At 69.7% G+C, this 14,899-nt stretch carries 15 protein-coding genes; 5 read left to right on the plus strand and 10 right to left on the minus strand.

The annotated features are described in order from the left end of the window. Positions 1 to 72 precede the first annotated feature (72 nt). Positions 73 to 360 carry a hypothetical protein gene (locus tag MKK54_RS00900; RefSeq protein ID WP_244008632.1) on the minus strand — a complete coding sequence of 96 codons (288 nt, stop codon included), beginning with the start codon at positions 358 to 360 and terminating at the stop codon, positions 73 to 75. Positions 361 to 605: 245 nt separating this feature from the next. Between MKK54_RS00900 and MKK54_RS00905 the strand changes: the two genes are divergently transcribed. Next, positions 606 to 2,903, plus strand: coding sequence for an FdhF/YdeP family oxidoreductase (locus tag MKK54_RS00905; protein WP_244008633.1), 2,298 nt, complete (start codon positions 606 to 608; stop codon positions 2,901 to 2,903). After that, positions 2,900 to 3,232, plus strand: coding sequence for a hypothetical protein (locus MKK54_RS00910; protein WP_244008634.1), 333 nt, complete (start codon positions 2,900 to 2,902; stop codon positions 3,230 to 3,232). The genes MKK54_RS00905 and MKK54_RS00910 overlap by 4 nt, the downstream gene beginning before the upstream one ends. A 12-nt stretch (positions 3,233 to 3,244) precedes the next feature. Here the strand turns inward: MKK54_RS00910 and MKK54_RS00915 are convergent, their stop codons facing one another. From MKK54_RS00915 to MKK54_RS00925, 3 genes are all read right to left on the minus strand, one after another. Further along, positions 3,245 to 4,018, minus strand: a complete 774-nt coding sequence (locus tag MKK54_RS00915; RefSeq protein ID WP_244008635.1) for a hypothetical protein — start codon at positions 4,016 to 4,018, stop codon at positions 3,245 to 3,247. A 91-nt stretch (positions 4,019 to 4,109) separates the two neighbouring features. After that, positions 4,110 to 5,216 (minus strand): alkene reductase, encoded by a 1,107-nt coding sequence (locus MKK54_RS00920; protein WP_244008636.1) that lies wholly within the window; start codon positions 5,214 to 5,216, stop codon positions 4,110 to 4,112. Positions 5,217 to 5,327: 111 nt separating this feature from the next. Next, positions 5,328 to 6,212 (minus strand): HpcH/HpaI aldolase/citrate lyase family protein, encoded by an 885-nt coding sequence (locus MKK54_RS00925; RefSeq protein ID WP_244008637.1) that lies wholly within the window; start codon positions 6,210 to 6,212, stop codon positions 5,328 to 5,330. A 228-nt stretch (positions 6,213 to 6,440) separates the two neighbouring features. Here MKK54_RS00925 and MKK54_RS00930 point away from each other — a divergent pair, with 228 nt between their 5' ends. After that, positions 6,441 to 6,764, plus strand: coding sequence for a DUF167 domain-containing protein (locus tag MKK54_RS00930; RefSeq protein ID WP_244008638.1), 324 nt, complete (start codon positions 6,441 to 6,443; stop codon positions 6,762 to 6,764). Positions 6,765 to 6,775: 11 nt separating this feature from the next. On the opposite strand, the gene MKK54_RS00935 is transcribed toward MKK54_RS00930, so the two are convergent. The 6 genes from MKK54_RS00935 to MKK54_RS00960 form a co-directional block, all read right to left on the minus strand. Continuing rightward, complete coding sequence (locus MKK54_RS00935; protein WP_244008639.1) at positions 6,776 to 7,114, minus strand: hypothetical protein; 339 nt, start codon at positions 7,112 to 7,114, stop codon at positions 6,776 to 6,778. A gap of 96 nt (positions 7,115 to 7,210) precedes the next feature. Next, positions 7,211 to 7,582, minus strand: a complete 372-nt coding sequence (locus tag MKK54_RS00940) for a tRNA-binding protein (RefSeq protein ID WP_244008640.1) — start codon at positions 7,580 to 7,582, stop codon at positions 7,211 to 7,213. 7 nt (positions 7,583 to 7,589) lie between these two features. Then, positions 7,590 to 8,414 (minus strand): FTR1 family protein, encoded by an 825-nt coding sequence (locus tag MKK54_RS00945; RefSeq protein ID WP_244008641.1) that lies wholly within the window; start codon positions 8,412 to 8,414, stop codon positions 7,590 to 7,592. Between the two features lie 49 nt (positions 8,415 to 8,463). Next, positions 8,464 to 9,873 (minus strand): 4Fe-4S binding protein, encoded by a 1,410-nt coding sequence (locus tag MKK54_RS00950; protein ID WP_244008642.1) that lies wholly within the window; start codon positions 9,871 to 9,873, stop codon positions 8,464 to 8,466. Positions 9,874 to 9,937: 64 nt separating this feature from the next. After that, positions 9,938 to 10,279, minus strand: coding sequence for a cupredoxin domain-containing protein (locus MKK54_RS00955; protein WP_244008643.1), 342 nt, complete (start codon positions 10,277 to 10,279; stop codon positions 9,938 to 9,940). Positions 10,280 to 10,284: 5 nt separating this feature from the next. After that, entirely contained in the window at positions 10,285 to 10,848 is a 564-nt protein-coding gene (locus tag MKK54_RS00960) for an iron transporter (RefSeq protein ID WP_244008644.1), read from the minus strand. A 560-nt stretch (positions 10,849 to 11,408) separates the two neighbouring features. On the opposite strand from MKK54_RS00960, the gene bcsS reads away from it, so the two are divergent. Both bcsS and bcsA read left to right on the plus strand, forming a co-directional pair. Then, entirely contained in the window at positions 11,409 to 12,152 is a 744-nt protein-coding gene (gene bcsS / locus MKK54_RS00965) for a cellulose biosynthesis protein BcsS (protein WP_244008645.1), read from the plus strand. Positions 12,153 to 12,232: 80 nt separating this feature from the next. Beyond that, on the plus strand, positions 12,233 to 14,899 hold the full coding sequence (gene bcsA, locus MKK54_RS00970; protein WP_244008665.1) for a UDP-forming cellulose synthase catalytic subunit: 2,667 nt from the start codon (positions 12,233 to 12,235) through the stop codon (positions 14,897 to 14,899).

The following is a 14,899-nucleotide window of genomic DNA, read 5'->3' on the forward strand; positions in this document are numbered from 1 at the left end:
GCCGAGGCTCATCGCCTCGCGATCCCCGTCGTCGTAGGCGACGACAATCCGTCGCCCCCCGCCGCGCGGGCCTCAGCGCGGCCGGCGCCGCCCGGTCCCGGCCAGGACGGCGCCCCCGGCCGCGAGGCCGAGCAGGACCCATTTCAGGGGCAGGCGGCCGGCCTCCTCGCTCGGAAGGGGCTCGACCACCATCCGCCCCGGAGCGATCTCGACGCCCGGCTTTCCATAGGCCTGCGCATCGGCGATCTGCTCGCGCGAGACCGCCCATTCGGCGCCCATCTGACGATCATGCGCCATCACCGCCACCCCGACAGCGACGGCGGTGGCCAGGGCGGCGAACACCCGAACCGGCGTTCTCATGGATCTCGTCTCTCCAGCGGGACCTCGACGGGTCGGGGCCATGCATGCGGCATAGCCGAAAGACACGCGCCGGTTCGAACGATTTCAAGCTGGTGAACGCCGACCCTGCGGAAAACGCATGGCACCCTTAAGCGCATGACGGGCCTGCGTTTTCGCATGGTTGAGCGCCGCCTTCGCACTGCGATATCGGGGGGCAGCCTCCCATCCCGTCCCCATCCCGCCCCCCGCCCCTGCCAGGACCCTCCATGGATCACCCGGTCGCGACCCCCAAGCGTTCGTCCGCCGCCGGCGGCTGGGGCGCGTTGAAAAGCTGCGGCAAGCACCTTCTCGGCAGCCGCGCACCGCTCTCCGGCGCCCGCACCCTGCTGAAGGCTAACCAGCCGGACGGCTTCGACTGTCCCGGCTGCGCCTGGGGCGACCCGGAGCACGGCTCGTCGTTCGAGTTCTGCGAGAACGGCGTCAAGGCGGTCTCCTGGGAGGCCACCGACAAGCGCACGCCGCCGAAATTCTTCGCCCGGCACACCCTGACCGAACTCCGTGGCTGGACCGACTACGCCCTGGAGGGCGAGGGCCGCCTGACGCATCCGATGCGCTACGACGCGTCGAGCGACCGCTACGTCGTCACCACCTGGGAGGCGGCCTTCGCCGAGATCGGCGCCACGCTGCGCGGTCTCAGCCATCCCGATCAGGCCGAGTTCTACACCTCCGGCCGGGCCTCCAACGAGGCCGCCTATCTCTACCAGCTCTTCGCCCGGCACTACGGCACCAACAACTTCCCCGACTGCTCCAACATGTGCCACGAGGCCAGCGGCATCGCCCTCCAGGCGGCCATCGGCGTCGGCAAGGGCACGGTGCTCCTCGAGGATTTCGAGAAGGCCGACGCGATCTTCGTGGTGGGCCAGAACCCCGGCACCAACCATCCGCGCATGCTCGGCGACCTGCGCCGCGCGGCCCAGCGCGGCGCCAAGGTGGTGGTGTTCAACCCCGTGCGCGAGCGCGGCCTGGAGCGCTTCGCCGACCCGCAGAACACGGTGGAGATGCTGCGCGGCTCGAGCGCCCCGGTCGCGAGCCACTATTACCAGCCGCGCCTGGGCGGCGACATGGCGGCCTTCCGGGGCATCGCCAAGGCGGTGTTCGCGGCCGACGACGCGGCGCTCGCCGCCGGCAAACCGTCGCGGCTCGACCTTACCTTCCTGCGCAACCACACCGCCGATCACGCGGCCTACCGCGCCGCCGTCGATGCCACGACCTGGGCGGCGATCGAGGACCAGTCCGGCCTCACCCGCGCCGACATCGAGGTCGCGGCCGAGGTCTATCTCGCCGCCGACCGGGTGATCTGCACCTGGGCCATGGGCGTGACGCAGCACCGGCACTCGGTCGCCACCATCCGCGAATTGACCAACGTCATGCTCCTGCGCGGCCATGTCGGGCGCCCCGGCACCGGCCTCTGCCCCGTGCGCGGCCATTCCAACGTGCAGGGCGACCGCACGGTGGGCATCAACGAGAAGCCGCCGGCCGCCCTCCTCGACGCCCTGGAGCGGGAATTCGGCTTCACCGCGCCGCGCCGGCACGGCCACAACGTGCTGGCGAGCATCGGCGCCATGCTGGACGGCTCCGCCAAGGCGTTCATCGGTCTGGGCGGCAACTTCGCCCGCGCGACGCCGGACACGACGCTGGTCGCCAAGGCCCTGGCCTCCTGCGACCTCACCGTCCACATCGCGACGAAGCTGAACCACTCGCACCTCGTGCCGGGCCGCGTGGCCTACCTGCTGCCCTGCCTCGGCCGCACCGAGATCGACCGCAACGCGAAGGGCAGGACCCAGATCGTCACGGTCGAGGATTCCATGAGCATGGTCCACGGCTCGGGCGGCATCAACAAGCCGGCCTCGCCGGAACTCCGCTCGGAGATCGGCATCATCGCCGGCATGGCGGCGGCGACCGTCGGCTCGGAGCGGGTCGACTGGGCGATGCTGGCCGATGATTACGACCGGATCCGCGACCTCATCGAGCGCACGATCCCGGGCTTCACCGGCTACAACCTGCGCGTCCGGCGCCCGCGCGGCTTCATGCTGCGCAATCTGGCCGCCGAGCGGACTTTCGAGACGCCGACCGGCCGGGCCAACTTCTCCGCCGACCCGCTGCCGGAGGCGACGGAGCACCAGCGGGCCCGGCGCGAGCCCGGCACCTTCGTGCTCCAGACCTTCCGCAGCCACGACCAGTACAACACCACGATCTACGGCCTCGACGACCGTTATCGCGGGGTCTACGGCGAGCGCCGGGTGGTCTTCGCGCATCCCGACGACCTCGCGGAGATCCGGGCGCTGACCGGCGACCGCGTCGACATCGTCGGCACGCATGCGGACGGCGTCACGCGGGTGGCCGAGAGCTTCCGCCTCGTGCCCTTCGACATGCCGCGCGGATCGCTCGCCGGGTATTACCCGGAACTCAACGTCCTGGTGCCGCTCTCGACCTTCGGCGAAGGCAGCGACACCCCGACCTCGAAGTCGGTTCTGGTCTCGCTGCGCGCTCCGATCGCCGCATGAGCGCTCAGGCGGGAGGGACCGGAGAGGTTGCCGGAGAAGCCCTGGCCGAGACCTTCCTGGCGGTCACCGACTCGGTGGCCGCGCTCCAGCCCGGCCTTTCGAATTTGGAGGCCGGCATCCTCGCCGCCCTCCATCTCGGGCTGGCCGAGGACAGCCGCAGCTTCGCGCGGGTGTTCGGGATCGAGCACGCGCTGGTCCTGCGGGCCGTGGAGACGCTGGCGAGCGAGGCGGGCCTCCTCGCTCTCGCCGAGCGCAATCCCCGCACGCAGCGCACCCGCTACGCCGCCAGCGAGGCCGGCGGCGCGGTGCTGGCGCACCTGCACGGTTAGCATCTCCGAGCCTCAGCGGCCCGGCGGGGCGGCGTCGTTCGCGCAGGCACGGGCCTCCGTCCGAATCCCCGGCTCGATGAACGGCGAGCGCCGGATTTGCGCCTTCTCCTCATCGAGCAGGGTCGCGCGCGGGTAGGTGACATAGCCCTGCATCATCAGAGCCTCGGCGCGGCACTGGGCGGTCTGGCAGGCGGGGGACCGATCGGGATGAATCAGTCCGATCGTATGCAGAAGCTCGTGCCCGATGCCGCCGATCCAACGGCACCGTCCCGGGATCTCGGCCCCGTTCGCCTTGCCGCAAGCGGGCACGATCGGCTCGCCGGCCAGTCCGCGAAGGTCGTTGGCGGAAACGACCGCGATTCCGTTCCCGCCAGCGCCGGATTGTCCGCAGGCATGGTCGGCATCGACGTAGACCAGGTAGCGGGCACTCGGGTCGTCGTAGCGCGCGAGACCCAGGCGGGTCAGTTCGTCCACCGCGTTGCGGTAGAACGCGCCATAACCCGCATGCCGGTCGGTGGAGCGAAACCAAGCGGCCTTCCTGTCGGATCGGACGACACGCACGAGCGGATCGGCGAGCCGGAAGGTCGCCCCCTTCAATGTGTCGTTCAGCCATGCCTGGACATGCCGGACGCCGAATTCGGCGGCCTTGCGGTAGCTCTCGGACACGGAACGGTCGGCCGGCACGAGATAGATGACCTGTACGCTCGGTGCCGCGTACGCGGCGCCGCTCCAGCCAGCGGCGCCGAGAACACTGATCAGAACGAGGAGAAACCCGAAACGACGCATCTGCAAACCACGGACCGGCATGGAGCCCAACGTGGCAGGACTTCGTTTCGGAAATCCCCCCGCCGGTCCGAGATCTCGGTCGAGGCGCGCCTCAGCGCTTGATCGCCACCGGTCCGTTCATGCCGGGCCAGTCCGAGTAGCCGTTGGCGCCGCCGCCGTACCAGTAGGATTTCGGCGCCTCGGCCAGCGGGGCGCCGGTGGCGAGGCGCTGCACGAGGTCCGGGTTGGCGATGTAGGGGCGGCCGAAGCTGAAGAGATCGGCGCGGCCCTCGGCGAGGTCCTTCTCAGCCAGGTCCAGCGTGTACTGGTTGTTGCCGATATAGGCGCCCCGGAAGCGCTCGCGGATCTGGCCGAAATCCACCGAATCCGGCACGTCGCGGGTCTGCTGCGTCACGCCCTCGATGGTGTGGACGTAGAGCAGACCGAAGGCGTTCAGGGCCTCCACGTAGGCGCCGAAGGTCGCCTTCGGGTCGCTATCGAGCGGCGTCTTGCCGGGCTCGGTGGTGGCGGGCGAGAGGCGGATGCCGACGCGGTGGCCGCCGCCCCAGACCTCGGTCACGGCCTTCACCACCGCGAGGGGAAAGCGCAGGCGGTTCTCGATCGAGCCACCATACCGATCGGTGCGGTGGTTGGTGGAATCGCGCACGAATTGTTCGAGCAGGTAGTTGTTGGCCGAGTGGATCTCGACGCCGTCGAAGCCGGCGCGCTTGGCGTTCTCGGCGGCCCGGCGATAATCCTCGACGATGCCGGGGATCTCGTCGGTCTCCAGGGCGCGCGGCGTCACGTGCGGCTGCATGCCCGATTCCGTGAAGGCCGTGCCCTCGGGCCTGATCGCCGAAGGCGCCACCGGCTTTTGGCCGTCCGGCTGCACGTCGGGGTGCGAGATCCGGCCCGTGTGCCAGAGCTGGAGGAAGATCAGCCCGCCATTGGCATGAACCCCGGCGGTGACCGGCTTCCAGGCCTCGACCTGCGCCGCGCTCCAGATACCCGGCGTGTAGGCGTAGCCCACGGCCTGGGGCGAGATGTTGGTGGCCTCGCTGATGATCAGGCCCGCATTGGCGCGCTGGGCGTAGTAATCGACCGCGAAGGCCGGCGGCACGCCCTCGGTGGAAGAGCGGCTGCGGGTGAGCGGCGCCATCACGACGCGGTTCTTGAGGCTGAGATCGCCCAGCGTGAAGGGTTCGAGGATCGGGCTCATTCGGCGGTTCTGTCCTGGGTTGCGCCCGGCACCGTGGGTGCCCTGTGGCTTCGTCCGGGACAAGCGGCGGCGCCGGGCGGTGTTCCGCCCCCGGCGCCGCATGGCAGCCCGTCAGTATCCCTTGGCGGCGATGGCCTCGCGCCAGTTCACGGCCCGGCGCGCCATGCTGATGTGCTGGCGCTCGTACATGCGGCCCTCGATCTTGATCGCGCCGCGCTTGGCGTTCTCCTCCTTCTCGAAGGCCTCGATCACGAGGCGGGCGCGGCGAACCTCCTCGTCGGAGGGCGCGAAGCAGGTGTTGGCCGGCTCCAGCTGGCTGGGGTGGATCAGGGTCTTGCCGTCGAAGCCGAGGTCGCGCGCCTGCTGGCACTCGGCCCGGCACCCGTCCACGTCCGCGATGTCGTTCCAGACGCCGTCGAGGATCGTCAGACCCTCGGCGCGGGCGGCCGCGAGGGTGAACATCATCCAGGGCAGCATCGGCACGCGGCCGGGCACCAGCTGGGCCCAGGTATCCTTGGCCAGATCGTTGGTGCCGAGCACGAAGCAGGTCAGACGGGTGCGCCGGTCGCGCCGCGCCTTGGCGATCTCCTGAATGTTCAGGATCGCCGCCGGGGTCTCGATCATCGCCCAGACGGCGATGCTCTCGTGGGCGTCGAGGGCTTCGAGATGGTTGGCGATGCTCTCCAGCACGGCCGGCGACGAGACCTTCGGCATCAGGATCGCATCGGGCCGCGCCTCGATCGCCGCCTTCAGGTCGGCCTCGCCCCAGGGCGTCTGGGGGGCGTTGACGCGGATGATGATCTCGCGCGTGCCGTAGCCGCCGCCCTTGACCGCCGCGCAGACCTGTTCGCGCGCCACGTCCTTGGCGTCCGGCGCCACGGCATCCTCGAGGTCGAGGATCAGCGAGTCGGCGTCCAGGGTCTTCGCCTTCTCGAGCGCCCTCTGGTTCGAACCGGGCATATAGAGCACGCTGCGGCGCAGGCGGAGATCGGACATATCGGCTTCCCGTGACTTTGGCGGAAGCTTAGTGCACCCCACGCGGCGGAACACCCCGGCGGAGCCGGAATGCCGTGGCATTTCAGGGATTTTGTTGCAATGCACCCGGAATCTCGGCGCAAGCCCGATTGCGTCCGCCAGTTCCCGATCGTGAGGAGCCATGTCGCGGCAACGCTCGAAGCGCGGGTCGGACCGGGTCCGCGCCCCTAGGCCCGGGTGGATCGATCCATGCCCTATCGTGTGACGCCGGAGGGTGTCCGCCTCGCCGTGCGCCTGACGCCGCGCGCGAATCGCGACGGTCTCGATGGGCTGGTAGCGGATCCCGAGGGACGCGTCGCTCTGCAGGTTAGGATCGCCGCGCCGCCCGTGGACGGGGCCGCCAACGCGGCCCTGATCGCGTATCTCGCGAGGCGCTTGGACCTGCGTCGCTCCGAAATCCGGATCGCGTCCGGCGAGACGAGCCGGCACAAGATCGTGATCCTCTCCGGAGACGGTCCGGCGCTCGCGGCCAAGCTGGCCGCGATCACGGACGGCGCCGCGCGGCGCCGCTGAACGGCCCCGCGTCAGTGGCGCAGGGGTGCCGTTAGGCTGAAGATCACGGTGTAGTCCGGGTTCTCGACGGCCGGGTGCTCGTCCGAGAGACGGTACGAGCCGGGATTGGCCGGCTCGATCGCCTCCAGGATGGGCACCATCGTGAAGGGGTCGCCGCCGTCGAACGGCTGGATCGTGATTCCGGCCTCGGCATCCACCGTCTCGACCCGGCCAAAAACCTGCTGGCGCCGGATCAGCGTTCCCTCGTGATCGAGATAGGTGACGCCGACGAAGAGCGTCGCGCCGACCAGCTGATCGGCGAAATCCTCGTCCCATTCGATACCGGATTCGTCGTTCTCAGAGTCGCTCATGGGGACAGGGATGGCGAAGAATCCGTCCGGCGGCAACCGGGATTCCGGGAGCGTCCGCCTCAGACCAGATCTGCTTCGATCGAGCGGAGGACGGTCTCAGAACAACCGGCTGCCGTTCGGCACCGTCAGGTCGGGCCGGAACAGGACCACCGCGCCGGCTTCGTCCGTGAAACCGAGGGTGAGGACCTCGGACAGAAACTTGCCGATCTGGCGCGGCGGGAAGTTCACCACCGCGGCGATCTGCCGGCCGATCAGGTCCTCCGCCCGGTAATGCTCGGTGATCTGCGCGCTGGAGCGCTTCGTCCCGATGACCGGCCCGAAATCGATGGTGAGCTTCAGGGCGGGCTTGCGGGCCTCCGGGAACGGCTCGGCGGAGAGAACGGTCCCGACCCGGATGTCGACGGCCAGGAAGGCGTCGAAATCGATGGTCGGGCCGGCCGGCGCGTCGCTCGCGTGGGTCACGTGCACGGCGCGCTCAGGCCGTGCGCAAGTGGCGGCGCTTGTCGGCCGAGGACCATTGCATCAGCCCGACCATGACCAGGATGGTGCCGAGATAGACGATCACCTGAAGGGCGCTCGGGCGGTCCGTGTAGCCGACGAGGGCATGGAGCACGCGGCCGACGAGGCTGTCCTCGCGCAGGATCGCGGAGGTGTTCCAGAGCGGCCGGTCGAGCACGGTGATCAGGCCCGCATTGGTGAGGAACTGCGCCGCCTGCGCCGCGAGTCCCGCCGCCAGCAGGATGATGAGCGCGCTCGTCACCGAGAAGACGTAGCGGGTCGGGATCGCCGCGAGACCAAAATAGCTGACCGACGACATGGCGGCGCCCACCGCGACGCCCGCGAGCGCGCCGAACTGGATGTCCGGACCGGAGGTGCCGGACGCGACGAGGCCGTAGAGGAACAGCACGAGCTCGGCGCCCTCGCGCAGGATCGCCGCGCCGACGACCAGCGCGAGGCCGGCGGCGGTGCTCTGGCCCGTGCGCACCGCCTCGCCGGCCGCGCGCAACTCGCCGGCCATCTCGCGGCCGTGCTTGGCCATCCAGGTGTTGTGCCAGATCAGCATCAGCACCGCGACGATGAGCACGGAGGCGTTCAGGATCTCCTGGCCGGCGCCCTCGAAGGCGTCCGAGATCTTCTCCGCGAACAGCGCGACGAGGGCGGCACCCGCGAGGCCCCCCAGGATGCCGAGGAGGATCCAGCGGCCGCGCCCGGCGATGCCCCGGGTGGCGGCGAGCACGATGCCGACGATGAGGCCGGCCTCGATGACCTCGCGGAAGGCGATGACGAAGGCTCCGATCATGCGGAGGTTTCCTCTGTGTTTATGGGCGCGGCCGAGCCGGCATCGCGCCCTACCAGATCCAGAACAGCAGCGCCCAGCCGTAGACCGAGAGCGTGCAGGCGGCGGCGATGCCGAGCGTCGCGCCGATGCGGCGAAGCCCCCGTGCCGAGAGGCCGGCCACCGACCAGGCGAGCCAGACACTCCACAGGCTGGTGCCGAGGAGAAGCGCGGCGCGAATCTCCGAGACGTAGGGGATGTGGATGCCGTCGCCCCGCAGGAACGTCACCGTGAGGGCCGACAGGCCGAGGAAGACGCCGCAGCCCGCGACCGGGATCAGCGTCTGGGTGAGGTGGTGGAAACGGCGCGTGGACCAGCCGCCGAGGGCGAGGGTGGCGAGTCCCACGAGGGCCGAGAGCGAGACGCCGAGGACGATGGCGGCGGCGGCGATGTAGGCCAGCAGCAACGCACCGTCGAGGACGCTCAGCACGTCGTTGTGCTCGGGGTAGTTGGTCAGGATGAACCAGGGCAGCGTCGTCTCGAGCGGCCAGGTGACGCCGTGCTCGATCAGCCAGGTGGCGATCGCCTGCTTGGCGTCGATGTACCAGGGGCTCGACGACCACTGGAAGGCGCCCACCGCCAGACCCATCATGCCGAACAGGATCAGCACCGTCTGGTCGAGGCTCGGCTCGGCGCCGGCCACGTGGACGATCTCGTGGGTGGGGGAACGCCGGGCGAGGCGCACGGCCCCGCGATAGCCCGAGCAGCGCCCGCACATGTGACAGGCGCCGGCCCCGTTCATGGTCTTGACCGGAACCAGGGGCGCGCAGTTGAAGGCGGCACCTTTCGGTTTGGGCGAGTCGGCCCAGGCCGCGTGGTCGACCTGGAAGCTCACGGGGGCGAGCTTGGCCAGCACCGCGAAGACGCCGTTGACGGGGCAGAGGTAGCGGCACCAGACCCGCTTGTTGCGCCCGTAGAGCAGGCCGACGATGACCGCCGCCACGGTGGAACCGCCGAGCACGGCGAGCACCGGCTTCGGATAACCGTAGACGCTGACCATCTGCCCGTAGACCGTGGTGCCGGCGAACGCCACGAAGGGCCAGCCGCCCCAGGTGATCCAGCGCGGCACCGCGCGGCCGAGGCTCCAGCGGCTGGCGAACTCCGTCAGCGCGCCCTCGGGGCAGAGCACCCCGCACCAGGCGCGGCCCACCAGCACCATGCTCACCAGCACGAAGGGCCACCAGATGCCCCAGAAGGCGAATTGGGCGAAGACCGTCAGGTCGTTCCAGAGATGCGCGCTGCGGTCGGGCAGCGGCAGGAAGGCCGGCACCGCGACGAGCACCAGATAGACGGCGACCACGCCCCACTGAATGGTGCGGATGACGCCGCCATGGCGCTGCAGCCAGTTCCCGAGATCGGCGAGCTTCGCGTCGATCCAGGCATCGCGGCTGTGGCGCGGCGTGATGGAGGTCGAGACCGCCATGCGAAAATGACTTTGCCGGGGTAAGGGTACGAGGGGGTCGCGCGGTCTCTAACTGGTCACGAACTCACTTGGCGACCAGGGTGGCCTTCGAATTCGGGTGGAAGTCGTCGAACACGTCGTAGGTGCCGGGATCGACGGTGCGGAAGACGATGGACGAGGTCGCGCCCGCCGCGAGGGCCTTCTCGCGCTTCAGTTCCACGCTCTCGAACTCCACCGGGCTGGTGCCCGTGTTGGTGATCTCCAGCTTGAAGCGCGTGTTGGCCGGCACCTCGATGACGTTCGGGGTGATGGTCCCGTCCTTCATCTCGACCTTGATCACCGGCAGGTCCTCGGCCCGTGCGGGCGCGCCGGCGGCGAGGCCGGCCGCGAGGGCGATCAGGGGCAGGAAACGGCGTGCGGCGGTCATGAGGCTCAGTACGCCCCCTTCTTGCCGATCCCCGCGAAGGTGAAGTCCTGGATCAGGTCGAAGGGCTTGAACCACTCCGCGACGCCGGTCTCCTTGTCGACGTGGCGGCCGAAATGGCTGCTGGCGCCGGGCGGGGCCACGGTGAGCTTCAGGCGATAGCGGCCGGGGCCGGAGAGCTTGACGTTGTCGCCGTAATGCGGACCGTCATTGGCGACCATCGGCATCAGCGTGCCCGTGACCTTCGGCCCGGTGGCGGCCTCGCCCTCCAGCTTCGTGATCTCGAAGCTCACGGCCAGGGCCGGAACCCAGTCGCCCTCGGCGAAGCCGTTGCGGTTGTCCTTGGCGGCGTGGATGTCGGCCTCGAGGTGGATGTCGGACTGCGCGGCGGCGCGCATCATGTCCGGCGGGTCCATCTCGATCGGCTGCAGGTAGACGGCGCCGACCTCGATCCCGTTCTGGATCACGTGCGGGCCGATCGGCGTCTCCTTCGCCTGGGCGGCCCCTCCGAGGGAGGCGCCTCCGGCGATGAGGGCGGCGAGGGCGAGGGACGGGATGAGATTCTTGCGCATCGTGGCTAGCGCGTAGACCAGCGCGCCAAACAAGCAAAGAGGCTATTTCGCCACGTTCTTAGATCAGAACCATTCCAAACTAAGTTTTTGCGAGGTTCCCGAAGTATTCCCTAATACGGAGTCCGGTAGATTAGGTCGGACAGCTGACGAGACGGAGCGCGGGTCCCCTCTCCTGGAAGGAGAGGGACAGGGTGAGGTGCGTGACCTCTCCGGAGATGGACTACACCTCACCCCAACCCTCTCCTTCCAAGAGAGGGAGCCCGTCGCGATCCAGTGATCCGAAGTGATCAGCCGGAACCAGTATGACGCGTCGCCACCGGTCCGCACGGGAGCGAGCGGACCGTCATCTCGCGTTCTTATCGTCCGGCGGCCGTGTCGTGTCCGGGCTTTATCTTGCCTTTGTCCCGGCAGATCCGGGCGATGTTGAGGAGACGGGTCCGTCGGGCGATGGCCCAATGGCCTAAGCCCTCGATCCTTTGGATACGAACCATCCCGGCAAGGCCCCCTTAACGCTGACAACCCGATGTCTGAGGGCATCGCAAGTCTCGTGGCGTACCGACATGCACCGTTGTTTCACCTACTTCGCTGCGGCGTCCGCCGTCTGCGTCGGCCCCGCCGCTCGGTCCGCCGACTGGTATACGGGCGCCGTCGTACCGGCCGAGCGGGACGCCTGGATCGTCGCGGTGGACGCCTCGACCACCCTGAGTTCGCAGGGCTCGCAATTCGCCGGGGCCACGGTCACGGCCGCGCCGCAGGACAGCCTGCTCGTGAGCGGCCCGCGCGTGCGGCTCGACGGATTGATCGGCTCCTATCGCGCCGAGGGCGGCAACGGCCGCAACGCGCTCGGCGAGCAGGCCGAGATCGCCGCGATGGCCGGCTACGCCTGGGTGATGCCCGAGGCGGTGCTGTCGGGCTTCGTCGGGCTGAACGTGCGCCGCAACGAGCTCTCGCAGTTCGACGGCAGCCTGCCCACCGACAGCGTCCGGGTCGGTCTGAAGACGGCGCTCGATTACTATGCGCGCCCCACCGCCTTCACGATGCTCCACGCCACCGGCACCTATTCGACGGCCTTCGGCGCCTATTACGGCCGCGTCCGCGCGGGCGTCGCCAGCGTCGCCGGCGGCTTCCTCGGGCCTGAATTTGCGGTGCTCGGCGACGCGTATTACCGGCAATGGCGAGCCGGCATCCACCTCAGCGGGATGCAGCTGGGCGCGGTTCAGCTCGGCCTCTCGGCCGGCTACCTGCACGACCATGCCCGCAAGGGCGGCGCCTACACCACCCTCGACCTGCGCACGGGCTTCTGAGGATGCGCGCGCTGGCACCCGGCGGCACCGTCGCCCCCTCCATCGCCGCTCTGCTGCGCCGGGCCTTCGGCCGGGTGGCGATGGGGCTGATCTGGACCACCTGGAGCGTCTCCGCCGCCCTGGCACTCGGCTACCTCGCCCAGCCCGTCGGCACGGGCGCGCAGCTCGCGCTCTGCGCCGGCGCGGGGGCTGGCATGGTCGGCCTCTGGCTGTTCTGCCCGAAGCACGGATGGTCCCGCATGGCCTTCCTGGCACTCGGGAGCCTCGTGGTGGTGCGCTACGTCTACTGGCGCCTGAGCGGCACGCTGCCGGGCCTCGACGACCCAATCGGTCTCGGTCTCGGTCTCGTGCTGGTCGCGGCCGAACTCTACTGCGTGCTGATCCTCTCGGTCAGCCTCATCATCAATGCCGATCCGCTCGAGCGCGCGGAGGCGCCGGCACAGCCCGATGCGGCACTGCCCTCCATCGACGTGCTCGTTCCGAGCTACAACGAGAGTACCGAGATCCTCGCGGTCACCCTCGCGGCGTCCCTGAACCTCGACTATCCGGCCGACAAGCTCACGGTCTGGCTGCTCGACGACGGCGGCACTGACCAGAAATGCTTCGATGCCGACGTCGGCAAGGCCGAGGCGGCCCGGACCCGTCGCGCCGCGCTGCAGGCGCTCTGCCGCGCGCTCGGCGCGCGCTACCTGACCCGCGAGAGGAACGAGCACGCCAAGGCGGGCAACCTCAACAACGGGCTGAAGGCCTCCAGCGCCGAAATCGTGCTCGTGCTCGACGCCGACCACGCGCCGTTCCGCTCGTTCCTGCGCGAGACCGTCGGATTGTTCTCGACCGATCCGCGGCTCTTCCTGGTGCAGACGCCGCATGTCTTCCTCAACCCGGACCCGGTCGAGCGGAACCTGCGCACCTTCGGGCGGATGCCGTCCGAGAACGAGATGTTCTACGCCATCACGCAGCGCGGTCTCGACAAGTGGAACGGCTCGTTCTTCTGTGGCTCGGCGGCGCTCCTGAGGCGCGAGGCCCTCGATGCCGTCAACGGCTTCTCCGGCATCACCATCACGGAGGATTGCGAGACCGCCTTCGAATTGCATGCGCGGGGCTGGACGAGCGCCTTCGTCGACAAGCCCCTGATCGCCGGCCTGCAGCCCGAGACCTTCGCCGACTTCATCGGCCAGCGGACGCGCTGGTGCCAGGGCATGTTCCAGATCATGCTCCTGAAGAACCCGCTCACCAAGGCCGGCCTGAAGCCGATCCAGCGGCTCGGCTACCTGTCGAGCATGGCTTACTGGTTCTTCCCGCTGCCGCGCCTGATCTTCATGCTGGCTCCGCTGCTGCACATCTTCTTCGACGTGAAGATGTTCGTCTCTTCGCTCGACGAGGCCTTGGCCTTCACCGCGACTTACGTCGTCGCGAACATGATGATCCAGAACTATCTCTACGGCCGCGTGCGCTGGCCCTGGATCTCCGAGCTCTACGAATACGTGCAGGGCGTCCATCTCGCCCGCGCAATCGTCTCGGTCCTGGTCTCGCCGCGGACGCCCGGCTTCAACGTCACGGCCAAAGGCGTCAGCCTCGAAACCGACCACCTATCGCCCCTCTCCTGGCCGTTCTTCGCGATCTTCGGGGCGCTGGCCGCCGGCTGCGCGACGGCGACGTGGCGCTACCTCTACGAGCCCGGTGTCACCAGCCTAATGCTGGTGGTGGGCCTGTGGTGCCTGTTCAACCTCGTCATCGCCGGCGTGGCGCTCGGCGTGGTGGCCGAGCGCCGCCAGCCCGAGCGCTGCCCGAGCCTGCCGGTGTCGCGGCGCGGCCGGGTCGCCATCGGCGGCCAGAGCTTCGCGGTCGAGGTCCAGCGCGCTTCCTCCGACGGGTGCACCCTGCGCCGCGCCGATGGCGCGCCGTGGCCGGCGGCGGTGACGGATCTCGGCACGCTCGACCTGCAGCCGCGCCGGGACGGGGCGGCCCTCGCCCCCCTCCCGTTTCGTCCCCGCGCCGCGGCCAAGGGCGAGGTCTGCCCGGTCGCGTTCGAGGCGATGCATTCCGGCACCTACCGGACGCTCGCCGAACTCATGTACGGTGACGCCGCGCCGCTGCGCGATTTTCTCCAAGGCCGTCGCCGCCACAAGACCCTTCTCGGCGGATCGCTGCGCTTCCTCGCCTGGGGGATCACCGAGCCGGTCCGGGCCTTCGGCTGCGCCGCCCGCGCCGCCCGCGCCGCCCGGCCGGCCGCGATCGCCGGGCCGGTCGTCGCCGTGGCGCCGAGCGTCGCTGCGGTCGTCGAGCCCGTCGTGATCGTGCCGGTCGTCGCGATGGAGACGGCGCCAGGACCGAGCCTCGCCGCGCGTTCCGGGCGGGAGGCGCTCAACGAGGCTCCGCGCGCGATCGACCCCGTCGCTGTGTCCGAGATCCCGGTCCCCGAGCCCGCTTCGGCGCCGGCACCCGTTCCCCCCGTCACCCCGATGACGGCCGAGGCCTGGCAGGCGGCCATGCGCGCCCTCCTCGGCGAGGCACCCCCGGCGCCTCGCCTCATCGTGACCGGCCTCGATCCCGCCGCGTGGAAGGCCTGCGTCGAAGCCCTCGCTGACGCCGAACTGACGAAGAGCGAACGTCCGGAGACGTCGCCCGCGATGTGGCCCGCGATGCCGCCGGAGCCGGTCAGGGCCTTCGAGGGCGCGGCGCCGGACACCCTCGCCGAACGCCGCGACCCGCTCTCCCGCGGTCACACGCTCCGCAACGCCGCCTGA

It is taken from the genome of Methylobacterium sp. J-068 (genome assembly GCF_022829445.1).
In the GTDB taxonomy this organism is placed as follows: Bacteria; Pseudomonadota; Alphaproteobacteria; order Rhizobiales; family Beijerinckiaceae; genus Methylobacterium.